General features: G+C 45.8%; 17 protein-coding genes and 2 pseudogenes. 5 read left to right on the forward strand and 14 right to left on the reverse strand.

Annotation, left to right across the window (positions count from 1 at the left end; all coding sequences use genetic code 11):
• Positions 1-44: 44 nt before the first annotated feature.
• Positions 45-2705, reverse strand: coding sequence for a GAF domain-containing protein (locus AACV78_RS25300; RefSeq protein ID WP_194010211.1), 2661 nt, complete (start codon positions 2703-2705; stop codon positions 45-47).
• A gap of 680 nt (positions 2706-3385) precedes the next feature.
• Entirely contained in the window at positions 3386-4519 is a 1134-nt protein-coding gene (locus AACV78_RS25305; protein WP_194010194.1) for a glycosyltransferase, read from the reverse strand.
• On the opposite strand from AACV78_RS25305, the gene AACV78_RS25310 reads away from it, so the two are divergent.
• Positions 4500-4658: a hypothetical protein gene (locus AACV78_RS25310; protein ID WP_194010193.1), complete on the forward strand. Its 159-nt coding sequence runs from the start codon at positions 4500-4502 to the stop codon at positions 4656-4658. The genes AACV78_RS25305 and AACV78_RS25310 overlap by 20 nt on opposite strands.
• Positions 4659-4872: 214 nt before the next feature.
• Here the strand turns inward: AACV78_RS25310 and AACV78_RS25315 are convergent, their stop codons facing one another.
• The 3 genes from AACV78_RS25315 to AACV78_RS25325 form a co-directional block, all read right to left on the reverse strand.
• Positions 4873-5514, reverse strand: coding sequence for a DUF4291 domain-containing protein (locus AACV78_RS25315; RefSeq protein ID WP_194010192.1), 642 nt, complete (start codon positions 5512-5514; stop codon positions 4873-4875).
• A 195-nt stretch (positions 5515-5709) separates the two neighbouring features.
• The gene (locus AACV78_RS25320; RefSeq protein WP_194010191.1) at positions 5710-6861 is read right to left on the reverse strand and encodes an NAD-dependent epimerase/dehydratase family protein; all 1152 of its coding nucleotides are present in this window, start codon (positions 6859-6861) and stop codon (positions 5710-5712) included.
• 459 nt (positions 6862-7320) lie between these two features.
• On the reverse strand, positions 7321-7911 hold the full coding sequence (locus tag AACV78_RS25325; protein ID WP_194010190.1) for a chromophore lyase CpcT/CpeT: 591 nt from the start codon (positions 7909-7911) through the stop codon (positions 7321-7323).
• 1121 nt (positions 7912-9032) lie between these two features.
• Here AACV78_RS25325 and AACV78_RS25330 point away from each other — a divergent pair.
• A complete protein-coding gene (locus AACV78_RS25330; RefSeq protein WP_194010189.1) occupies positions 9033-10250 on the forward strand; it encodes a sensor histidine kinase in 1218 nt (405 codons plus the stop codon).
• 514 nt (positions 10251-10764) lie between these two features.
• On the opposite strand, the gene petL is transcribed toward AACV78_RS25330, so the two are convergent.
• Complete coding sequence (gene petL, locus AACV78_RS25335) at positions 10765-10866, reverse strand: cytochrome b6-f complex subunit PetL (protein WP_194010188.1); 102 nt, start codon at positions 10864-10866, stop codon at positions 10765-10767.
• A gap of 80 nt (positions 10867-10946) precedes the next feature.
• Between petL and aroB the strand changes: the two genes are divergently transcribed.
• Positions 10947-12041, forward strand: a complete 1095-nt coding sequence (gene aroB, locus AACV78_RS25340) for a 3-dehydroquinate synthase (protein ID WP_194010187.1) — start codon at positions 10947-10949, stop codon at positions 12039-12041.
• Positions 12042-12360: 319 nt separating this feature from the next.
• On the opposite strand, the gene AACV78_RS25345 is transcribed toward aroB, so the two are convergent.
• A complete protein-coding gene (locus AACV78_RS25345) occupies positions 12361-13131 on the reverse strand; it encodes a tetratricopeptide repeat protein (protein WP_194010186.1) in 771 nt (256 codons plus the stop codon).
• Positions 13132-13326: 195 nt separating this feature from the next.
• Between AACV78_RS25345 and AACV78_RS25350 the strand changes: the two genes are divergently transcribed.
• Positions 13327-14166, forward strand: a complete 840-nt coding sequence (locus tag AACV78_RS25350; RefSeq protein WP_194010185.1) for an SPFH domain-containing protein — start codon at positions 13327-13329, stop codon at positions 14164-14166.
• On the opposite strand, the gene folP is transcribed toward AACV78_RS25350, so the two are convergent.
• The 4 genes and pseudogenes from folP to AACV78_RS25370 all read right to left on the reverse strand — a co-directional run bounded on the left by folP (position 14157) and on the right by AACV78_RS25370 (position 16559).
• Positions 14157-15026: a dihydropteroate synthase gene (gene folP / locus AACV78_RS25355; RefSeq protein WP_194010210.1), complete on the reverse strand. Its 870-nt coding sequence runs from the start codon at positions 15024-15026 to the stop codon at positions 14157-14159. The genes AACV78_RS25350 and folP overlap by 10 nt on opposite strands.
• 14 nt (positions 15027-15040) lie before the next feature.
• Positions 15041-15310 (reverse strand): annotated as a pseudogene (locus tag AACV78_RS25360) (Uma2 family endonuclease); the annotation flags it as partial.
• Between the two features lie 269 nt (positions 15311-15579).
• Positions 15580-16305 carry a triose-phosphate isomerase gene (gene tpiA, locus AACV78_RS25365; protein WP_194010184.1) on the reverse strand — a complete coding sequence of 242 codons (726 nt, stop codon included), beginning with the start codon at positions 16303-16305 and terminating at the stop codon, positions 15580-15582.
• A 68-nt stretch (positions 16306-16373) separates the two neighbouring features.
• Complete coding sequence (locus AACV78_RS25370) at positions 16374-16559, reverse strand: PCP reductase family protein (RefSeq protein WP_194010183.1); 186 nt, start codon at positions 16557-16559, stop codon at positions 16374-16376.
• A gap of 420 nt (positions 16560-16979) precedes the next feature.
• Between AACV78_RS25370 and AACV78_RS25375 the strand changes: the two genes are divergently transcribed.
• Positions 16980-17723, forward strand: a complete 744-nt coding sequence (locus AACV78_RS25375; RefSeq protein WP_194010182.1) for a uracil-DNA glycosylase family protein — start codon at positions 16980-16982, stop codon at positions 17721-17723.
• A gap of 492 nt (positions 17724-18215) precedes the next feature.
• Here AACV78_RS25375 and AACV78_RS25380 read toward each other — a convergent pair whose 3' ends face one another.
• From AACV78_RS25380 to AACV78_RS25390, 3 genes and pseudogenes are all read right to left on the reverse strand, one after another.
• Complete coding sequence (locus tag AACV78_RS25380) at positions 18216-22052, reverse strand: GAF domain-containing protein (protein ID WP_194010181.1); 3837 nt, start codon at positions 22050-22052, stop codon at positions 18216-18218.
• Between the two features lie 549 nt (positions 22053-22601).
• Positions 22602-23981, reverse strand: a complete 1380-nt coding sequence (gene psbC, locus AACV78_RS25385) for a photosystem II reaction center protein CP43 (RefSeq protein ID WP_194010180.1) — start codon at positions 23979-23981, stop codon at positions 22602-22604.
• Between the two features lie 156 nt (positions 23982-24137).
• A pseudogene (locus tag AACV78_RS25390) lies at positions 24138-24496 on the reverse strand (photosystem II D2 protein (photosystem q(a) protein)); the annotation flags it as partial.

Raw genomic sequence — 24496 nt, forward strand, 5'->3', positions numbered from 1 at the left:
TTCTAATCTTTTTAGATTTTAACGATCGGATATGATACAGTGGACTATTTTGTTGTCATAGTATGCACGCCGTCCCAATCGTCGGGCGGGGCTACTTCCAAATAACTGAGGGATCGCTGTAGATGAACTTCCACAGGTCGATCGCCCGGTCGCATCGCTAAAGCCGCTTCAAAATAACTAATAGCTTTCTGAAAATTTCTAGCAATATAAGCATACCGACCGTTACTGTAAAGTTCCAAAAACCTTTCGGTTTCGCAGTCAAGGGGATCGGTACTATTTTGCAGCAGCTCGTAAATTCCCACAGGCTGATTTTTGCCCTTAACTCGCACCTTATCCAACTCTCGCACCCAAATTCCTTCGCGGCACAAATTGTAGGTAAATTCGCTCAAAATAATATCGCAGCCGTACTCTTTTGTAAGCTGTTCCAAGCGCGAACTCAAGTTTACGGCATCCCCGATTACCGTGTAATCCATCCGTTTTTCCGAACCAATATTGCCGGAAACGACTTCTCCCGAACTAATCCCTATTCCGAAACGAAACGGAACTTCCGTGGGGCGAGAATCATTAAACTCTTTCAAACGCCTCCGCATATCTAAAGCCGACTGAACCGCCATCCAACCGTGACTTTCGGGAGGATTCAGCGGCAGCGGCGCGCCGAACACGGCCATTAAAGCATCGCCGATAAACTTGTCTAAAGTACCTTCGTAGTGGAAAACTGCCTCCACCATCGTCTCAAAATATTCGTTTAACAGGGATACCACATCCGACGCTCCCAGATTTTCAGTCAGCGAGGTGTAGCCGCGAATGTCAGAAAATAAAATAGTAACGTCTTTGCGTTCGCCCACCATCAGGGCTCCTTCGCCCAGGGCCATCACTTTATCTACAACTCCGGGAGTCAGATAGCGGTACATCGTATTTTTCATCCGCTTTTCGCGGCTGATGTCTTCGAGTACCACTAAACCGCCGCGCACGCCGCCTTCTGGATTGATCAGCGGGTTAACTGTCAAATTCAAACTGCGTTCAATTAGTTTAATTTGAGATTTATTGATGGGTAAGGGACAATAAGGGTGATTCCGGGCAGAATTCGGCAGCGAAAATAGAGATTGGGAGTTAGCTAATTCTGCTAGAGCTACTTCTTCAGTCCAGGCCGTGTTTTCGCCCCAAGCGTAATATAAATTCGGGTCCGTGCGATCGGGCACGGCCAAAATATAACTGTCTTCTGCTGTTTCTTCTGCGGATGCTGCAGAACAAAACGTTTTTTCCACCAAGAGTCCCAAGGTTAAATTTTGTTCGGGAACGTAATGTCGGGCTGCATGGTTGAGACTATCTTCGAGTCTAAATTGCAAATTATCGATCGGCAAAACTTCCCAAACATAACGATCTATCAGTTTTTCTTCCCAAATCTGGGGATGGTGTTTGCCTTTGGCTTGATTTGGGGGACAGCCCAACAATTCTAGGGCTGCTTCGTTAATTGTGACGATCCGCCCCTGCAAATCGGTGGAAATCACTGCATCTGACAGACTTTGCAGCATATCTTTTTGATACTGCTTTTCCACCATCACGTTCTGAAACAGTTGAGAATTTTGCAGCGCCATTCCGGCTTGGGAATTAAACGCTCGCAAAAACTCTTCATCGGAAGCGGTGAAAGTGCCTTGATTTTTATTAATTAGCTGAGTTACCCCGATCAGCTCACCTTTAGCATTATGCACCGGCATACACAGGACAGTCCGAGTGCGGTATCCGGTTTGCTGGTCTGTAGATGGGTCAAAGCGGGGATCGTCGTAAGCATCTGTAATATTTAGGGGTTGACCGGTCGAAGCCACGTAACCTGCAATTCCTTTATTGGCAGGAATGCGAATTTCGACGATGGTTTTACCGTCGGCTTTGGCGACTTTTGTCCAGAGTTCGTTGGTTTCCCGATTTAATAAAAATAGCGTGCTGCGATCGGCCTGCATCAAGTCGCGAGCTTGATCCATGACTGCGCGCAAAGTTGTTTCCAAGTCAAGACTTTGACCTAAAGTCGTGGTGGCTCTCAAAAGCGCGGCCACTCCTCGCTGATTGCGGGCGACAACGTAGAAAGACTGACAGCTTTCGAGAATAATCCCGATCGAATCTGCAAAAGTCTGAAACTGCTGTTCGTCTTCCTCGGTAAAGGGGGCATTGCCAGCTTTATTTAACAGTCTGACCACCGCTACGGGTTCGTTTTGGCTCTTGCTGCTAAAAATCGGCATACAGAGGATGGTCTCGATTTGATACCCCGGCGGTTCGTCTACTTCGGAATTAAAATGCTCGTGCGATCGAGCTTCTGTGACATTTATCGATTTTCCGGTAGTTGCTACGTAGCCTAAAATACCTGCATCCATAGGCAAGCGAACTTCTACATCTTCGCCCGTGAGCGCGTGGGCTGTTTTGTGCCAAAGTTGATTTTTGCTGGAGTCAACCAAAAAAATTGTTGTCCGGTCTGCTTGCAGAATCTGACCAATTTTGACAGTGAAGGCATCTAAAAGTTGCTCTAAGAGAGTTTCGAGTGCGTCATTGTTAATCAGGTCCATCGCCCGGATGAATTGCTGAAATTCTGCCGTGATAAAGTCCAGCAAGCACACTAATTCAGGAACTGGCAGGCTCTTAACACGGGAGGTTAATGCCCCCATAAAATTGACTTGAGTCAGTGTAGCCAGAACGCTACCAGCATTGGAGAATGTCATGATTAAGTGCTTGCTCAGAGGGGTAGACAGACCTGCTGGTCGATCGGTGCTAGATTCTGCGGCGGTGCCAACTTTTAAGTTGTTTGCTCCAAAAGCCTGCACTTGCTTGTAGCTTGTTCGGGATCGTGAGTTTATTTTTTGGCCGCAACTTCAGTTGGCTTTTTAGATATGCTCGATCGATCGTTTTTTTTACAACATCGATACCAATTTGGGTTCGTGAATTAAAGCTGAACTTGAGTGAGGAACACTGCCAGCTTCAAAATTAACTTGCAGGCTGGTGCGATCGAGCGCGGGCAATGTAGATTTGACGCTATGTAAGGGGGCTGCTACGCAATCTGACTGCTTTAGCGCCTTCGGCTACCGTATCCGGTCTGCTGAATGGCGGTATTTTGTCACGGGCGAAGCATTCCAAATGCTACTCATAGTTTAATGGTAAACGCAACAACACGATAGCTACAGCAATCCCAGCCGCCAAAAATTTCGATTCGATCGATCTTGGAGAAAGCGGGTTTTCGCGCGCCAACGGACGATCGGGCTGTCGGTAGCAAAAAGCACAACAGCTTCTAACAGAGGACTCCGATCGCGTCCGGTGGATTAATCGCAATAAATCAGGTTCGCACGGGCGAATCGGCTCGATCGAGAAACCTGGTTTTTAGCATCACCAGCTTTGACTGCAAAATTCACGCAGCAGAAGGCATCGACTGGGCAAATACCACCGATTGATAGTAGCGCCGCAGTTGTGCCGTAGCAGCGCCCCAACCCCAGCGTTCAGCTTCAGAGCGAGCGTTTTGGCGCAGGGTTTCCCGTTCTTCGGGATTGGCAAACAGGCGCTTTGTAGCAGCCAGAGCTCCTGCTTCATCAGCCGGGTCAAATAAATAGCCGTTAACCCCGTCGGTAACGATATCGGGAATTCCGCCGCTGCGCGCCGCCACTACGGGCGTTCCTGCAGCCATAGCTTCTAGGAGCACCAAGCCTAGGGTTTCGGTGCGGGAGGGAAAAATGAAGGCATCGGCAGATGCGTAAGCAGAAGCTAGTTCTTGCCCCTTGAGGTAGCCGACAAAATTAGTGGGGGTGTCAGCAAAATATTGTTCGAGGGTTTGTCGGTGCGGCCCGTCTCCCACGAGGGCGAGGCGGGCACCGGGAATCGCGGCGAGGACTGGTTTAATCGACTCGATTTCTTTTTCGGCACCGAGGCGGCCGACGTAGAGTAGTAAGGGGCTGTCTGGGTGATTTTCAGACAAGCGCGATCGCATTTCTGGACTTGCCAATTCGGGGACAAACATTTCGGTATCAACGCCCCGCTGCCACAAGTCTACCCGATCGATCCCGTGATTTCTGAGTTCCTCCACCATTGCTGTAGAAGTGCACAGATTTAATTGGGCTTGATTGTGAGCACCTTTAAGCAATTCCCACAGCAAAGGTTCGAGCATTCCAAAACCGTAGTGGTGCAAATATTTAGGTAAATGCGTGTGGTAAGAAGCCAAAATCGGAATATTAAACTTTTTGCCGTAATATATGCCGCCCAACCCCAAAATAGCGGGATTGACAACATGAATAATATCCGGTTTAAACTGCTCTAATTCGCGACCGACAGCCGGAGAAGGAAGTGCCATTTTCAACTCCGGGTACATCGGCAAAGGCAAACCCTCCACACCGTAAACCCGAGCGCCTTTGTACTCTTTTATCCCGTAATCTGGAGAAAATATCAAAACTTGTTCGCCCGATCGCTGCAAATGATCTACAGTGTGAATCAGGCGCGTGACAATGCCGTCTATTTTCGGCAGGAAAGTTTCAGTGAACAGAGCAATTTTCATAAAACGAAGGAAGAAGGAAGAGGGAAGAAGGAAGAAGGAAGAGGGAAGAAGTCCAACGTCATCAGTCATTAGTCCAACGTCATCAGTGCTGTCGCCCCGAGCTTTCCGTACAACGTCATCAGGAAGAAGTCAAGCGTGAAGAAGGAAGAAAGCTGTAGTTATATAGGTTCTCATAAAGATCGGGTATGCCAAATTCTGCGACTATTCAGTAGGGAGAACACACACAATAGCGAGGGTCTTTACCAGATAGAAACCTCGGAAAGCTTATAGAAACTATCGATTACCAATTCCCGATCGCCCATTACCAGACATACCTCATTTTTTTGACAAAGGCTATATTCTTTATATATTGTTTAGGAAATCGATATTCCCAGTCTTTGGCAAACATCGGGGTCGGTAACAGGATACACTGTCTCGCGGGGAACAAGTAATTCCGAGCGATCGGCTTTTGTATTGTAGTGAGACTGTTGCTGGACGAATTCGGAAATATCCCGAATATTCACAATCCAATCTCGCGCGTAATTAGCTAAAACACTGCCGCGCAAACCCAGTTGAATTGCCCGCCGTTCTAGTTTTGCTCCGCTTGGATGACGATCCGGGTCCCATTGCAGCCGTACAGCAGAACTTTTAACAGCTTGTTGCCATTCTTTTTCGCTTCCGTACACTGCTGGAACGAACTTAGAACCAACGGCAGATGCTAAAATTTCATCAAAGGCAGAACGTTTTAGCCAAACAGCCAGAATTACTTCTTGTCCGGGTTTTGTTCCCCATCCCGATCGATACATCATCCAGAGAAAGTTCGGCTTAATCCAACTCATGCGGTTCAGACTGAATTCACCGCCAAAATAACCGTGTTTTGCAGCAAAAAGACCGATCGCCGGACGGTAAGCTTGGTAAACTACAACAGTATTATCGTCAAATTGCGCCAGAATGTGACGGCCTGTTTTCGGCAATTTACTCGCTTGATTTAAATAGGATTCTGTTAGCAGCTTCATCACCAGTAATTACGAGATATAATTTTTAAATTAACCGCAGAGGACACAGAGGACACAGAGCAACAGAGCCAAAGATAGAGGGAAATCCATTCATAACTTGTAAACCCTTCTCTTCCCTTCTTTTCTCTTCCTTAGCGCCCTTTGCGCCTTCGCGGTTCGTTAAAAAAACTCTCTCCCGCAACTAGAAACCCAAACTTACCTGTGCCAAGAAACCTTCGGCAAAATCTGGTTCTTATCGACACGGTGCTGATATTTTGTAGCAAAATTCAACAGAGAATCGAGCAGGGAATCTGAGAGATAGTGCGGCTGCAAGCCTAGTTCTAGCAAACTGGTGTTTTTAGCATTGAAATAATGTTCTTCTTTCTCGACTCTGGGGTTTGCGATGTTGTTGATTTCTACTTTTAATCCCATTGCCGTGCCTGCTTTTTGCACCAACAAGGCTAAGTCGCCGACGCTGAATTGTTCGGTGAATTGGTTGAAGACGCGGAATTCTCCGGCGGCGGCGGGGTTGGCGATTGCTAATTCCACGCAGCGCACTGTATCCCGAATGTCTAGGAAGGTGCGGGTTTGTCCGCCGGTGCCGTAAACTGTCAGGGGATGACCGATCGCAGCTTGGATGCAAAATCTGTTCAATGCCGTACCGAATACTCCGTCGTAGTCCAAACGGTTGATTAACAGTTCGTCCATGCCGGTTTCTTCTGTGAGCACGCCGTAGACTACGCCCTGATTTAAGTCGGTGGCTCTTAAACCCCAGATTTTGCAGGCAAAATGGATGTTGTGGGAGTCGTGGACTTTTGACAGGTGGTAGAAACTGCCCGGTTGTTTGGGATAGGGTAGTGTATCTTTGCGGCCGTTGTGCTCGATCGTAATGTAGCCTTCTTCAATGTCAATATTCGGGGTGCCGTATTCGCCCATTGTCCCCAGTTTCACTAGGTGACAGTCGGGGAAGTCTTCGCGGATGGCGTACAGCAGGTTGAGTGTCCCGACGACGTTATTGACTTGGGTGAGGACTGCGTGTTCGCGATCGATCATCGAGAAAGGTGCCGAACGCTGTTCGCCAAAATGGACTACAGCCTCTGGTGCAAATTTTCTCATGCTTTTGCTGAGAAAATCGTAGTTGGTGATGTCACCGACGAACAAGTCGATCGACTTACCCGTTAAATCTTGCCATCGCTGGAGTCGTTGCTGAATCGGCGCGATAGGAGTGAGGGTGTCGCTGCACAGTTCCAGATCCCAGTGCCGCCGCACGAAGCTGTCGAGGATGCCAACTTCGTGACCTTTTTGAGAAAGGTAGAGTGCGGTTGCCCAACCGCAATAGCCATCGCCACCAATAACCAGGACTTTCATTAAAATAATGGGTAGAAACCCCGTGCTTTTAGCACGGCTTTACATCAATTTAAATCCCCTCGCGGGGTGGAGGGGCATGGTTGCCCCTCCGATGAGGTATGGTTGCCTCAAACTCCCATTTCTGGGGTAAAGTTAGCTTGTCGGTCAAGGTTTTAAGAGCTTTTTAGACTTGCAGCACTGTTTCTGTTACCTGGAAACTGTTTAACTGCAAATGACAGAGCGGAAAACTAGCTACGCATTCTCCGGTGTCGTGACTCAAAAAACGCAGTCAGTTAAGACTTAGGCCCGTCAAGACGGCTTTTGAGATTTCTCTTCCAAGCCTCACGCCGTCAGGGCTGAGGTTCCTGACAAATCAACGGTGAATCTTGCTTGCCAATACTGGGTTAATGTACCAGGTAATGGTGCATTGTGAACCTTTAATCGAGCGCGATCGCCCAAAACATACTCTGTTTTTCGGCATTAAACCTGAATTTCGTCGGCGAAACTGGCGCGCCTGGTGAATTCAAAGGGGCCCGCGAGGGCTCCCCAGACGTGGGCGTCGGTTTCTGGGTCGCGCCCGCGATCGTGACTGATAAACTTGTCTTGGTCGATCTCGAATTCGCTATCTAGATAGGTGTTTTTGCCGTTTCTGACCACAGCGCACCCTTTTCCGGGTTCGACAACGCCCTTGAAGCTGCTGCCCGTCCAGTGGGTCAGAAAGGTGCAGCCGGGGAGCAGTTTGAGTTGTGCTGTTTTGATTTCTTGCAACCGTTGGGGTTCGCGGGATGCGCCGTAGAATTGTGCTTCATTTTCGATCGCATAATTTTCGATGTCGATGCGATCGTCCGCCGGGACTAATTTTAACACTCGCACTCGGTACGGAGAGTTGATCTCGATGTCGTAGGCTTGTTCTAGATAAAGACTTACTCCGTCCAATATCTCCACGGGTAATGGTCTCATACAGACGCGGATGTGCGCGAAAAAAGGCGGATTTTCAAAGGCTTGGGCTTGATTGCTGAAGTCGGCCGCCATCCAGCGGGCGAGGGTGACTATATCGGTGGAATGAGACATATCTATTTTAGATTTGGGATTTTAGATTTTGGATTGGGGGGAGTAGAAGTTATTTTAGATTAAAGCGAGAGCGATCGATTAGCGATTTTAAATTTTAGATACTTCGGCTTGCTGCGGCTACGTTCAACACAAGTCGCGATCGTACAAGTTTTAGATTTTGGATTGGGGGAGTAGAAGTTATTTTAGATTAAAGCGAGAGCGATCGATTAACTATTTTAAAAACTTCAGCTTGCTTCGGTTTGCTTCGACTTCGCAGGCTCACAAGTCTCTCACTAAAAGGCGTGACTGTACAAGTTGGATATTTTAGATTGAGATAAATATAAGTTATTTGAGATTAAAGCGAGAGCAATCAATAGATAATTTTGCTCTCCCACTTATTGACAAAGTTAAGTCTATGGATTTCTATTTTTCAGGAGGTCTTAATCAATCAGCAAATCAATGAAACACAAGACTTGAGTTGTATAAATTTAGATATAACTTTGAACCGCAGGTTTCCCGCGTACAGACACAGATGGGCGCAGATAATTTAATAAATATTTGAAAGCGATTGAGTACAAATCGAGTCTAAAATATAATAAAACTTACCCACGGCTGTCATCACCTGTGTGTTTTTTCCGAAATACTTTTGGGGATCATCTGTAGTTTTGCATTTGTAGTGCTGTGTTGCGATCGACTCTTGGATAGCTGTGCTGTGCGAGATAGCACTCGAAAAAAAATGCTTTGCGATAGAAATGAGATGCTCCCTACTCTCGTTAAAGGCTACTTCAACGACAAAAATCCGGTTTTTTAGGTATTGATGCGTAAGTCATATACAATATCGAGAGCCACTCAATTTTTTTTCCAGTTTGCTTGCGATGCTTTGATTGCCAATGTTACACATAGAACTATTCGGTTCGCTAATTTTGCTAATTTCACCAAGCTTCGCAGATGTTTTCTCATTAACATAGCTCCGCTCTCATTAACAGCTCTGTGGCAGATAAATATCAATTGCATTTAGAGCAATTATCAAAAAAAGTGAATTGTAATAGCGACATACATCGATTATCAATTACCAAATAAACCAATATCTTTTGCTTTAAAAAGAAGTAGCATAGGCTTTTTTGTAAGGAAAATTTAAATTGATGAACGTAGATTTTTTATTTTTAATTTCATTGTTGTTGATTGCGTTGGGAGCAGGATTTATGCTCTTGTCAATCATCAAAACTCAAAAAATCTTAGATTTACTAAAAGAACACAGTGGCTATCTAGCTTGGAAGATACTGCGGTTTTTGATGGTGTTTTTTCTACTGGGATATTGTCTAGCTTTATTCTTACTTATTAATCAACAGTGGCAATTCCTTCCTATTTTGATTGGCTTAGTATTTTGCCTGGGTTCACTATTTGTTCTCCTTAATGTTAATATCTATCATTACACGTTCCAGCAATTATTAGCAACACGAGTTACTCAAGAGGTTTACCGTCGCGCTCAAATCGCAACAGAGACTACCTTAGTTGAGCTAAAAAAAACCCAAGCAAAGCTGATTCACAGCGAGAAAATGTCCAGTCTCGGACAAATAGTGGCAGGTATAGCCCACGAAATTAACAATCCCATTGGTTTTATTCACGGCAACCTTAGACATATCGAGGAACATACTCAAGTAATACTGCATCTGATACAGCTTTATCATAAATACTTACCACACCCTCCTACTGAAATTAAAACTGAACTAGAGGCGGTGGATTTTGATTTTGTGAAAAAAGATATTACCAAAATATTACAGTCTATGAATGTCGGCACTACCCGAATCAAAAATATTGTATTGTCGTTGCGTAACTTTTCTCGTTTAGATCAAGCTGAGTTTAAAAAAGTCGATATTCACGAAGGAATTGATAGCAGTCTGCTAATTTTAAGTCATCGCTTGAATGCTACTTCTACCCGCCCGCAAATTTCAGTTGTCAAAAACTATGAAGCGCTGCCAAAAGTTGAGTGCTGTGCGGGACAATTGAACCAAGCATTTATGAATATTATCGCTAACGCTATTGATGCAATTGATGAAAGAAGCGATGGAGAAAATACTAATCAACTTGAAACAAAGGTAGGTCAGATTGCTATTCGGACCTCTGTAGTTGATGGATTTATTCAAATTGCGATCGCCGATAATGGATGTGGCATACCAAAATCGATTCAAGGGAAAATATTCAATCCATTTTTCACTACAAAGGAAATCGGTAAAGGTACAGGAATGGGACTATCTATTAGCTATCACATTATTTGCGACAACCATCACGGTGAGCTAAATTGTTCCTCAATTCCCGGAAAATTAACGGAGTTTACAATTTTGATTCCTATAAAAATGTGAGGGTTGGTATGCCGTAATATAGCCTTTTTCAAAAAGGTGAGGAGTTGAAATTATAGATGTTTAGGTTTCGCTGAGTACGATTTATAGGTTCTTCGACTTTGTTCGCGAAGCCGAAAAATTTAAAAGTTGTACAGCGAAGCCGAAGCATATAGAACCCATTTGACATCTATTCTGCGTAAATCTTAGAAACCGGGTTTCTCTCGGTATTTCTCGTCACCAAACCCAAAAACTCCAAGAATACCCGGTTTCTCGCCATGAGCGTAAATCTCAGAAACGGAATTTCTCTCGGTATTTCTCGCCACCAAACCCAAAAACTCAAAGATGTCAAATGGGTTCTATATAATCTTTTTGAGCAAGGTTATATGTTAAATTTCTTGTCGAATTGCGCGATCGACTGAAGTATTGGCGGGCTAAATCTAGAGGAAAAGTTCAAGATTTTTTGCACGAATACTTCGTCCGATCGCACATTTTACCAGAAATTTAATGTTCTGGTTTTTACATCGAAGTTAGTAAATTAGATGAGTTTGACAGCCCGCAGACCAAACATGAGCACTGTGGCCAAGCCGACCATGCCGCCGAAAATCCCAAAATAAGCTATTGCTCCGGTAAGACTCATTGCAATTTCTCCCAAACAATCAATAAGAAGACATACACTAAGAACTATAATCTATAATCTAATATCTAAAATCAATAAATATGCACTCAGTGATAAAAGTTGACTTGGGGCCGCAATCTTACAATGTTTGCGTGCGATCGGGCGGTTTAGACGAACTCGGCAGTCGGATGGGCGAGATAAATTTGGGTAAAAAAGTGCTGCTGGTCTCGAATCAGTCGATTTTTCGGCATTACGGGGAAAGAGCAACAGCGGCCCTCGAATCTGCAGGTCTGGAAGTTAGTAGCTGCATCTTACCACCGGGAGAACAGTACAAAACTTTAAATTCGATCCAGAAGATTTACGGTGCGGCTTTGGCCAATCGCTTGGAACGTTCTTCGACAATGGTGGCTTTGGGCGGCGGGGTAGTTGGGGATATGACGGGTTTTGCTGCGGCGACTTGGCTGCGGGGAATTAATGTGGTGCAGGTTCCGACTTCGCTGCTGGCGATGGTTGATGCTTCTATTGGCGGGAAAACGGGGGTAAATCATCCTTTGGGGAAGAATTTAATCGGGGCTTTTCACCAGCCGCGTTTGGTTTTGATTGACCCGGATGTGCTCAAAACTCTGCCGGCGCGGGAGTTTCGTTCGGCGATGGCGGAAGTGATTAAGTACGGGGTGATTTGGGATGCGGAACTTTTCGCGAAGTTGGAGAATTGCAAGCGTTTGGATCAAATGCGCTATGTGAAGGCGGATTTGTTGGCGGAAATTTTGAGCAGGTCTTGTCAAGCTAAGGCTGATGTGGTCAGCAAGGACGAGAAGGAGTCGGGTTTGCGGGCGATTTTGAATTACGGTCACACGATCGGTCATGCTGTGGAAAGTTTGACTAATTACAAGGTCATCAATCACGGGGAAGGTGTGGCAATTGGCATGGCTGCGTCTAGCCGGTTGGCTGTGGAGTTGGGTATGTGGGACGCTGAGTGCGATCGCCGCCAGTCTGCTTTGATTGAAAAAGCGGGTTTACCTGCCAAGTTGCCTGCTGGTGTGGATGTTGAGGAGATTTTGAATACTTTGCAACTGGATAAGAAGGTGCAGGATGGTAAGGTGCGGTTTGTGCTGCCGGTGCGTTTGGGCGAGGCTGCTGTGAGCGATCGGGTGGACGGAGATGTAATTTTACAAGTTTTGAGGGAAATGCTTTAAGAAGTCATTAGTCATTAGTCAGCAGTCATTAGTCAGCAGTCATTAGTCAGTAGTTAGGGCGGGCTGAATAAGTTGTCGTGCCAAATTAATTACACGAGATTTCGCGTGAAAGCCTTACCTAGCAAGGAGTCTTTATGTAATTAATTTTGTGTAGTTACTTAAGTCGGAGAAACCTCAAGATCGATCGCACATTCAATCCGCCGACGATCATAATTAAGATTGGTTCGACAGTTTTGAATCCAAGTTTTCAGAGTCACAAAACTTACATTCAAAACTATCGAACCGGGTTAATTCCAGGTAGATCGGACAAGGTACGGTTTTAGGAACCGCTCGACTGCGAATTCATTTCTTCCAAAATTCGATCGACTTTAGTAGCCGCTTGAGTTCTGCCCTGCTTGATAAATAACTCCTTAGCTTTTTTGAGACTGGCTACTGCTTCCGCTTGCTTTTCCTTGTCTCCTTGCTGGTACAAACCGACTCCTAAATTGTTTAAAGCATCGGGATATCGATCGTTAATTTTAACCGCTTGTCTCCACTGCAAAATTGCCTCTGGCAACTGCCCTTGACTTGCCATCGCCACGCCTAAATCGTTGTAAGCTTTGGCGTGCTGCGGGTTGACTTCAACTGCTTTTTGGAATTGGACGATCGCATCGCTCATTTTACCTTGCCCGGAAAGCAGATTTCCCAGCTTATAATAAGTATCAGCTTGTTTCGGATAGCGAGCGATTATTTGTCGGTACAAAACTTCGGCATTGACCAGATTTCCTTGACCGTAGAGGTCGTTGGCAGTTCTCAAAGCCACCGTGTAGCCTTTACCTACAACTTGGCACTTTTTCTCGGAATTGCCTTGCTGCTTGCAAATCCTGAGTTCGTCTCCCTTCATTTCGTAGGATATAACTTCGCGCACGGCAGGCCCCCGGCGCGGTGGCTGCGAGTTCTGCGACTGCAAGTTTTGCGAGAGTTGCAGGGCGATTGGTTCAGCTTGTACCGGTTGGGCCACTGCAATGTGGCAGATTCCTGCACCCGCCAAAATGCTTGGGGCGATCCACTTCAAAGGTTTGAACAAGCGAAACTCTCGATCGTTTTTCATTTTTGTGGAAATGTGTTTTTGATATCCTGCGGTCAAATCGGGTACGTTAAGTCCGGCAGATTAAGTCGGAAGCAATACGAGTAACTGTTAGGACTTATTAACAGTCGTGATATTTTAGCACTGTGCGGCTGATTTTGAGTTAAATTAGATTATATTTCCGATCGATTCTCAGTCAACCTTAGCAGGAAAGTAGAAATGGGGCCGTCTATTCTCACCATGCTCGTTACGCTCATCCTCGGCTACACTCTTAACTCAAGCGTCAAAATAATCAGCGGCGGGGATCAAGCTTTAGTCGAACGTTTGGGTCAATACAAGCGAACCCTCCAGCCCGGATTCCACTTTATCAGTCCTTTGGTCGAAAAAGTAGTCTGCGTGGACACAACCCGCGAACGAGTTTTAGATATTAAACCTCAGTCAGCAATCACGGGAGATAATGTGGCCCTTGAAGTCGATGCCGTTGTGTATTGGCGGGTTGTGAATTTGCAGAAAGCTTATTATGGAATCGATCAAATTGAAAATGCGATCGCCAACTTAGTTTTAACTACGTTTCGCGCCGAAATTGGTCGATTACCCATGCAAGACATCTTGGGTTCCCGAGATGACATGAATAAAAAGTTACTCAAGAAGTTGGACGAAGCTACCGAAACTTGGGGCGTTAAAGTAATTCGCGTAGAAATTCAAAGCATTACACCTCCAAAAAGGGTGCAAGAAGCTATGGAATTGGAGCGGGCTACCAAGAGCGAATGGCAAGCAATGGTCAATAAGGCGATCGGCACTAAAGAGTATATGAGACTTTTAGTTGAAGCTTTAGACTCCCATCCCAATAGCAAGCAAGTTTTGAATTACTTAGTAACCGAAAAATACTTGGACGCTCAACAAAAACTCGGCGAAAGCGACAACGCCAAAATTTTGTTTATGGATCCGAGAAACATGACAGAAGCTCTTAACGAATTGATGGGTTCTATGCCCGATATCCCCAGGGAAGTTAACGGCGGGGATCTCAGAGTTATCGATACTCAAACCGCTCAAGATTGATTTCTGAAGATAGCGTCGGCCACCAGACAAACATCGTGCATTTCTCTGACATCGTGAACTCGCAAGATATCTGCCAAATTTGCGATCGCACCTGTACAAGCCGCCGCTGTCCCCCAAATTCTTTGTTTAGCTTCCGGCTGCTGCAAAATCTGACCGATGAAGCTTTTGCGCGATACTCCGACTAAAATGGGACAGTCCAAAAAACTAAATTTTGGCAACTGTTGCAAAATTTCTAAGCTTTGACTAGAAGTCTTAGCAAACCCAATACCGGGATCGATAATGATTTGAGATTTGTCAATTCCCGCAGCAACTGCTGCAGCAATTCGATACTCTAAAAATTCCCCAATTTCCGCTATTAAATCCTGATAGTCAGTTAGTTTTTGCATTGTCTGGGGAGTTCCTCGAATGTGCATCAAAATTATCGGCACTTTCAACTGAGCAACGGTTGACAGCATTTCCGAGTCAAAAGTTGCTCCCGAAATATCGTTGACAATATCAGCCCCGGCCTCAACAGCAGCCCGAGCAACCAGCGCTCTGGTAGTATCTACCGAAATCGGAACTGACCCAAAAACATCGGTTTTTTCTCGCAGTATTTGTACGAGAGGTATCACGCGATCGAGTTCCTCTGAAGAGGATATTTCTGCAGCACCGGCCCGCGTAGATTGACCGCCAATATCAATAATATCTACGCCAGATTTTACCATATTTTCAGCTTGCGCTAAAGCAGATTCTATGGTAAAAAAATCGCCACCATCGCTAAAACTGTCAGGGGTAATATTCAAAACACCCATTAAATAAGTGCGTTTTCCCCACTCGAAAGCTTTATTTCTAATAATAATTTTGGCTGAGTTAGGTGTCATGGCGAGTGAGATTAAGGAATTTTTTCCCATCGGAATACTGCTATATCTGGTACGATCGCCATACCGCCAAAAGTGCAGCGCAATTCGGGAAAAGCCTTAGCAATTTTGCGAGTTGGCGCTACTCGATCGATAGTCTCGCAGAGTGCGCCTCGAAGTATGCTATGTTCGCCTTGAGGCATGGGTTTCTGAAGGATTTGTCCCTCAATAAATTCTGATGCTGGTTCAGTTTCAGGAAGTTTGAGGAACTCTTCTAAAGCGGGTTTGGGTTGCACGATCGCATTCATGGAACAATTCTCTCGATCGGAGAAATACTCAAAGGCACATGACAATTATAGGCGATCGCTCGAACGTCGTATTATTGATCGTCCTCAAATAAGTCCAGCCGTTGACATCAAGGGAATTGAAAGAAGCTGGTAGCCCAAAAGGTGGTTAGTTGCCCCATCATCAACTGGGTACTGGAAGATTTTGGGGTAACTCGTAAAGATTGCCATTTCTCAACATCAAAACGCCTCAGACAACCACCAATTAGCAATTACCAATTAGCACATACTAATTATTTATAATTGACAATTCGAGCAAAGCTCGCAGCTTCCAAACTCGCACCGCCTACCAAAACTCCGTCAATCTCAGGCATCGCCATAACTTCATCAATATTCTCACCTTTGACAGAGCCGCCGTACTGAATCGGCACGTCAGGATTAGTCAATTTAGAGCGAATCAAACCAATAACTCGGTTAGCTTCCTTGGTTTCGCAAGTATCGCCAGTGCCGATCGCCCAAATCGGTTCGTAAGCTATTACTAAGTTATTTTGGTCAACACCAACCAAATCCTCAGCCAACTGAGAGAAAATATGAGCTTCTGTTTCCCCTAAATCCCGCTGCTGCTTCGTCTCTCCCACGCAGAGAATTGGAATTAAGCCGTATTTCTGAGCAGCTTTCAGCCGCAAATTCACCGTTTTGTCAGTTTCCCCAAAATATTGACGGCGCTCGCTGTGGCCGACGATGACGTAGCGAACCCCAATTTCTGCCAACATTAGCCCGGAAATTTCGCCAGTAAAAGCTCCCGACTCTTCCCAGTGAACATTCTGAGCACCGAGTCTGATGCGGCTGCCGTGAAGGTTTTTCGAGAGGGCGCTCAAATCTGTAAAAGGAACGCAAAGCACGACTTCCCGTTCCTCTGGGGTTTCCGTCAAGCAGGACATGAATCCTTGAAGAAACTCTAGGGATTCTGCCCTAGTTTTGTACATTTTCCAGTTGCCAGCTATAACAATTTTACGCACTACTTTTTTAAATCCTTGTCCTTACAACGCAATATATAGTCTAAAGCTTTAGGGTACATTTCGATCCCTTATTGCCCAAACTCGATGCGAGCTTGCTCAACTAAGTCAACTGTGACTACATCGGTTTCGGCGGTGCGGGCCAATTGCTCGATGCGGACGCGGGCTTGTCCCCGGACAAAATAGGGAATATTTTTCAGCTTAGCCTTGGCTTGGGGCGTCCATTTTAAATCGTCTGAGAATTCGGAATCTGGCATGGCGTATGGGTCGATCGATTGCAAGCGCTCAGTTTGCTATTTTGAAAACAGCCTGTATGACTGAATTTACCATGTTCAGGCGCGGGCGATCGAACTGGGCTTGACTCGGCGGTTAAAACCGAGACTCTACATCAACAAAGCTAATCGTAGTCAGGGGGCCCGAATCCTTGAGTAGGCGACGAAAATATTCAGCCCCCTGACGCACCCTACAATAACTGCCCAAAAGAAATAGCCGCCACAAAGACGATGATTGGGGAGTGAGCGGTATGTGCTTGTTAAGCAAGACAACAAATCGATGGAGCCACCGAGAGGTTATCTTTGAGAATCAGAAGTTTCTGCTGCGGCTCGTCTCAACCGTTAGACAGCCAGATTCCCTGTTAAACTATAAGAAAGACTGTCTCAGTTGAGACCTCCTTAATAATGTCTGAGAAAAGTTTGTTATATGAAATTACTCACTGCCCTCATGCACGGAAATGTCTAGAAGATCCTTCTACAGAAAATCCCTGCCGTGACATAGTTAATTCTCAAAAATCCCTCGATTTAGACAAGTTTCAAATACCTGAACCTTGGAGTGGGCAGATCGAGCAAGCGCCTATTCTTTTTTTGAGTTCAAATCCATCAATTGGTTCTGATGAAGTCTACCCCACTTGGTGTTGGTCAGATAACGATATAAACAATTACTTTAGTTATCGTTTTGGAGGAGGGCAAAAGGACTGGATTATCAATGGTAAATCCTTGCTGAAGGATGGGACATATAGCCATGCTGTTAAGTTTTGGGCAGCAGTCCGTCAACGTGCGATTGAATTATTGCAACGGGATGTTAATCCAGGAATTGATTATGCTCTCACCGAAATAGTACATTGCAAATCTCATTCTGAAATTGGCGTAGAACAAGCTCAGGATCAATGCGTAAAAGCCTATTTATTGAGGACTTTAGAACTATCAAGAGCAAAAGTCATTGTGGTTCTAGGATCTCCTGCGCGCCAAGCGATCCAAAGTCAATTCAATATTTCCTCAACAGTTTCGATATCCGAGTCCATTAAAATCGGGGACTATGAAAGATTTTTTGCTTTTCTTCCACATCCAAATGCGCGCAGGTATCGCTCTTTTCTTAGGTGTTTACAGGATGATGAACTTGAAAGTCTACGTGCTTCTTTGCGATAGCATCAAATCATAGGGAGAGACACGGGCAGTCGCACAAGCCCATCTACACCAAGCGTCGTAAGTCTATCGGTGAAGTAATGCTGTAGAAAACAGCGATCGCTAAACCTATTGATATTACTCGTTAAGCAATCTTTGCCACAATACCCTCACTTCTTCCTGATCCAACTCAATCCCCAATGAATATAGAACAAGTAGATGCACCCTGATGACAACCTTCGGCTTTAAGCTGAAGGTTTTTTATTATATCACCAACTCTTCAAAGTGATTCAAACATTGCTGAAAAATCTGGTAACGCCGCACACTCTTCCTCAAATGCTTCCGCATCCCCCACATCTTCAACCTCGTATTGCATAATGCGGCCAGGGGACTGTTAGCTAACCGTAGGGTGCGTCAGGGGGCCCGAATCCTTGAGTAGGCGACGAAAACATTCAGCCCCCTGACGCACCCTACAATAACTCGGGGAGGACAACACTAATGACTGATGACTGATGACTAATGACTAATGACTGATGACGGCTGATTAATCGGAATCTCGATCGCAAACTCAGTACCTTTGCCCAATTGAGAACTACACTTAAAAAGACCGCCGTGTTTCTCTACCACAATTTGGTAACTAATTGACAGTCCCAATCCAGTACCTTTTCCCACCGACTTAGTGGTGAAAAAAGGATCAAATATGCGTTGTATCATAGATTCCGAAATTCCCGGGCCGTTGTCAGAAATCAGAATCACCGCACTAGGAACATTGCCATTAAGTTGACCCACAGCACTAGAGATTTTAATTTGAGGAGTCACAGATTTACCAGAAAGCAACTTTTCCGACTCCAAAGCATCGATCGCATTTCCGATAACATTCATAAACACCTGATTCAACTGTCCCGCATAACACTCAACCAGAGGCAAAGTGCCGTACTCTTTAACTAGCAAAATATTTTCACTGTCGGGATTAGACTTCAACCTGTGCTGCAAAATTAACAGCGTGCTGTCAATTCCCTCGTGAATATCAACCGCCTTCATTTGACTTTCGTCCAGACGAGAGAAATTTCTCAAAGACAGAACAATTTGACGGATGCGATCTGCTCCCACCTTCATCGACAATAGCAATTTTGGCAAATCTTCCAGCAGAAATTCCAAGTCAATTTCTTCGGTCAATTCAGCAATCTCAGGACTAGAATCTGGATATTGCTGCTGGTAAAGTTCCAGCAAAGTCAGCAAATTTTCAGTATAATCACTGGCGTGATTGAGATTTCCATAAATAAAATTAACGGGATTATTAATTTCGTGAGCAATGCCTGCCACAAGTTGCCCCAAACCCGACATTTTTTCAGTTTGAATCAATTGAGCTTGAGCTTGCTGTAAATCCTTTAAATTTTGAGCGATTTGTGCTGATTGTAGTCTCGTTTGATCCAGCAAATCGGCTTGTTGGATAGCTACACCTAACTGATTGGCAACTTGAGCTAAAAATTTAACTTCTGAACTTTCCCAGCAGCGCGGCCCAGAATGTTGATAAGCTGCCAGCAAGCCCCAAAGTTCCTGTCCCAAAAAAATTGGGGCGATCGCATAAGCCTTCACCTGAAATTGCTCTAAAATACCGACGACACACTCCGAGTGACAAGCTTGATAGATATCGTCAACGGCTAGAGTTTCATTATTGCGATACCTGCCGCCTCGGTGTTGCTGCAAATAAGTATCTTCCCAAACCGTATTGATATCTTCCCCTACCAATTTTTTCCAGCCATCCTTGACAAACTCAGCAACATATTCGCCGCCCCAATCAGGATTAAAGTGATAGACAGCCATTCTATCGACTTGCATAAACTGACAAAGTTCTTGGGTTGCAGTCTGAAAAATCTGGTTCATATCGAGAGATTCTCGAATCTTGGCCACAACTTCAAACAGTATTCGCTGTTGCTCGGCTGTCCTCTGGAGGTCGATCGTTTGCTGCCGCGTTTGAGCGAGCAAATCTGCTTGTTCTAATGCAACGCTCAACTGAGCTCCAACTTGCGTCACAAATTGGATTTCCGAAGTATTCCAATTGCGCGGGCTGTCGCATTGGTGCACGCACAGCAAACCCCAAAGTGCGCTGCCATTCATCATTGGCATAATTATTTGCGCCTTAATTTGAAATTGAGCTAAAAGAGCAGTGTGGCAGTCTGATAGTCCCGCATTTTCGATGTCTGGTAGCACTTGAATTTGTCCCTGACTGTATTTTTTTGCATACTTTTCGCTAAAAAAAGTATCGTAAACTTTCACATTGATTGCTGAATCAAAAGCTGGCAAAACAGCTTCGGTAATAAATTCGCCTTCATTAAAATTCAAATCAGGATCGAAGCGATAAATTCCAACTCTATCTGCATTTAAAATCCGCCGCAGTTCTGTCGTTGTCGTGCGAAAAATTTTATCTAAATCGAGAGATTGTCGAATCTTAGTAACCACCTCAAATAGTATCCGCTCCTGCTCGGCTGCCCGCTGCAAATTAACTGCTTGCTCCTGAGTTTGAGCGAGCAAATCTGCTTGTTCTAGGGCGATGCTGAGCTGAGCGGAAATTTGGGTAACAAACTGAATTTCCGAAGATTCCCAGTTGCGGGGAGCCGAACACTGGTGTACGCACAGCAACCCCCAAAGGTCGTTGCCTTTCATTACCGGTGCAACTAAAGTAGCTTTCACCTGAAATTGATCTAATATTTGCCGAAAACAATCTGGGAGTCCGACTTGTCTGATGTCGGGTAGTGCGTGAACTCGCCCCCGAGAGTAGAGCAGGGCGTATTTTTCTCCAAAGCAATGATCGTGTACTTTGACTGCCATTGCTGACAGAAAATCTGGCAAAACATCTTCGGCAACAAATTCGCCATCCTTAAATTCCGATGCAGGATCGAAGCTGTAAACCCCAACGCGATCGGCATTTAAAGCCCGTCGCACTTCCTGGGACATCGTGTTAAAAATCCTGTTCAAGTCTAGGGATTCCCGCATTTTTGCCACAACTTCAAACAGCACTTGCTGCTGTTGGGTCAATTGGTGCAGTTGATCGGTGCGCTCTTGAACTTGATTTTCTAAATTAACATTAAGTTCATCTATTTGTTGGTGAAGCTGTGAGTGGTTAATCGCCTGAGAAAAACTTCTGCCAAAAGTTTTTACTAATTCAATTTCTTCAAGATTCCATTGGCGAACTTGGGCGGTTTTTGACTCTTTCCACACTTCAAAAGATATCCGAGATTGGGCGAGCCGCCCGTCGGCATCCAACTGTCCGGCCCAGAGAGTTTCGGTGTCAAATTCTTCTCGAAAAATGCTCAAGTAACCGAATATTTGCTGGCTGGTTCTGAGCGGTACGATTAAAATGCTGCGAATTTTGGTCGATCGAAATGCAGGTTGCAGGCTTCTCAAAGTGCTAATTTTGTACAAGTCGGGAATTGCCCAAACTTGTTGTTCGCCGGATTTAAAATATTCGTGCCAGACGCTGTATTGCTCTACCTGCTGGTATTTTGCCGAAATTTGCATCCTCGGCCCGGAGCCACAAGTGTAGACTTTGAGTGTGGGAGTGGAATTGTTCGAGTCGGGCTCTAAACTGGTGATTTTGCTGTCGAAAATGCACAGCCTGCCGCCGGCTCCGGCTAGTGCAGCTACACATTCTGCCAAAGCGGCTTGCAGTTCCATCGCGGGGTGGGAGTACAGGGCTGCGGTGACGCGGTTCACGGCAGCTTCCCGCTGAGCTTTGGCTTGGGCGAGGGCGAGGAGGGTTGATTGGGCTATGGCTACGCCGAGCTGATCTGCCACCATCTGAACGCCTTGCAGTTCGTCTTCTGCGACACTCCGGGATTCGGAGTGGTGAGATACCAACAACCCCCAGAATTCTGCGCCGTGAAAAATTGGTACTGCCAAGGAAGCCTTGACGCCGAGTGCGCTCAAGTATTCGGCGTGGCAGGGGTCGATCGCCCGAAAGCGCACTGCGTCGGGCAGCAGTTGACCGGAAACCGGGTCGCGGCGGGGACTTTGGCCGAGCAGCCCGGAATCGATATCGGCGATCGATCGCACTTGTAGTTGCGCGAACAGTTGGCGGGCGTCAGGGGGAATATCGTCTGCTGGAAAATGCAATCCTAATAAAGATGGCAAGCGGTTGCCGTTAATTGATTCGGCAATCACTTCACCGCTGCCGTCGCTATGAAATTTGTAGATTTTAACTCTGTCTGTTCCCAAGAAGGATTGAACTTCTGCTGCTGTGGCACCGAGAATTTCTGGCAGTTCTAGAGAGTGGCGAATGCGGTTGGCGATGCGATCGAGCAAATTTGCTCGATCGTAACTTACCTGGACATTTTCGATTTTTAATGAGTCCATTATTAATTTTTTGCTTTCCCAGCAATAAGAGTAAGTGGCTCAAAAGTTTTGTGCGTGTTTAAAAAATTGTCAAGCACAGTTATTTAATCAAAAAAAAATATGAATATCCTGAGAACAATCGTCGATTTGTTTTGTACCGCTAGCGAGCTGCCTTCAAACAGCAACTTCTGATGACTTTTTTCAATTTTGTGCGATTAAAACTTTTGTACCTTAATTAAATATAAACTTTGTAGACCCGGCCTTGCAAGCTCTTTACCCGAAAGCATGAAAAATGTCAAGTGTCAAGACTTGCATAATTATTTATAAAACGGTCGATCGACCGCAACGCCAATTTTTATGCGATACAGCGCCCTGAGAGTTAGGACGTTCTTGATTGCCCAAAGCCATGCAGTCTATTGCTTCTTTCTTGTTCCATCCATCGATCGGTTACATCCCGTACATTGCTCGCTGCCGAACTTTATTCTATTATGTTGACTCAAAAAAAAGCTCCCGCCCAAAGGCAGGAGCTTTTTTTTGACTAGACCATCAAATCAGCGTAAGCTCGATCAATTAGTCCAAGTCAGGCATAGACATCACAGCTTCATTTTCGCGATCGATACCTCTCTCAAAACCAGCAACAGCAGCGCGAGCGCGACCCGCGTGCCACAAGTGGCCGACCAAGAAGAAGAAACCCACCACGAAGTGGAAACAGGCCAACCAAGAACGAGGAGACGTGAAGTTAAACGAGTTAACTTCAGTTGCCACGCCGCCCACAGAGTTCAAAGAACCCAAAGGAGCGTGAGTCATGTATTCAGCAGCGCGGCGAGCTTGCCAAGGCTGAATATCGTTTTTGATTTTGTTCAAGTCCAAACCGTTAGTACCGCGCAGGGGTTCCAACCAAGGGCCTTGGAAATCCCAGAAACGCATCGTTTCACCGCCGAAAATGATTTCGCCAGTAGGAGAACGCATCAGATACTTACCCAGACCGGTAGGGCCTTGTGCAGAGCCGACGTTAGCACCCAAGCGTTGGTCGCGGATCAGGAAGGTCAAAGCTTGTGCTTGAGAAGCTTCCGGGCCCGTCGGGCCGTAAAATTCGCTAGGGTAAGCAGTGTTGTTGAACCAGACAAAGCAGGCAGCGATGAAACCCATGAGGGACAAAGCGCCCAAGCTGTAGGACAGGTAAGCTTCACCAGACCAGATTAAGGCACGGCGAGCCCAGCCGAAAGGCTTGGTCAAAATGTGCCAAACACCGCCACCGATACAAATCAAGCCGAGCCAGATGTGACCGCCGATGATGTCTTCCATGTTGTTGACGCTGACAATCCAGCCTTCGCCACCCCAAGGAGAGCGAGTCAAATAGCCAAAAATCACGGCAGGATTCAGAGTGGGGTTCGTGATAATACGCACGTCGCCGCCGCCCGGAGCCCAAGTGTCGTAGACACCGCCGAAGAACATGGCTTTAGCAACCAGCAGCAAGCAGCCGCCACCCAATAAAATCAGGTGATAACCGATGATGTTGGTCATCTGGTTTTTGTCTTTCCAGTCGTAGCCGAAGAATGAAGAATATTCTTCGAGAACTTCCGGGCCGCGAACGGCGTGATAAATGCCGCCCAAACCGAGAACAGCAGATGAAATCAAGTGAAGAACGCCGACTACGAAGAACGGGAAGATATCAATGACTTCACCGCCGGGGCCGACGCCCCAACCCAAAGTAGCGATGTGGGGCATCAAAATTAACCCCTGTTCGTACATGGGCTTTTCTGGGATAAAGTGAGCGACTTCAAACAAAGTCATTGCTCCGGCCCAGAACACGATCAAACCAGCGTGAGCGACGTGTGCGCCCAACAGTTTGCCGGAGAGATTGATTAAACGAGCGTTGCCAGACCACCAAGCGAACCCAGAGGATTCTTGGTCGCGACCGCTTACATAGGAATTAGAGAGCGTTACCACGCGGTAGAACCTCCAACGATGTTAGTTTTGGGATTTTGGGTTTTTTGTGCCTCGGGCGATCGGGGGTTCACCGCGATCGCCCGAGGCACAGGTATTTGGATTTCCAATTAGAATTTAAAAAACTTAAATTAATCTGAAATCCAAATCCTGATTTTTTTAAAGTGCGTTACCGCGAGGAAGAACTTCTTCTGGGAACATGAAGTTTTCGTGAGGTTGGTCGATCGGAGACATCCAAGCACGAATACCTTCGTTAATCAGAATGTTCTTAGTGTAGAACGTTTCAAACTCAGGATCTTCAGCCGCGCGCAATTCTTGAGAAACGAAGTCATAGGCGCGGAGGTTTAATGCTAAACCTACGATGCCAATGGAACTCATCCACAAGCCTGTGACAGGTACGAACAGCATGAAGAAGTGCAACCAACGCTTGTTGGAGAAGGCAATTCCGAAGATTTGGCTCCAGAAGCGGTTAGCTGTAACCATCGAGTAGGTTTCTTCTGACTGAGTTGGGTTGAAGG

It is taken from the genome of Tychonema sp. LEGE 07196 (assembly GCF_963890365.1).
Lineage (GTDB): Bacteria > Cyanobacteriota > Cyanobacteriia > Cyanobacteriales > Microcoleaceae > Microcoleus.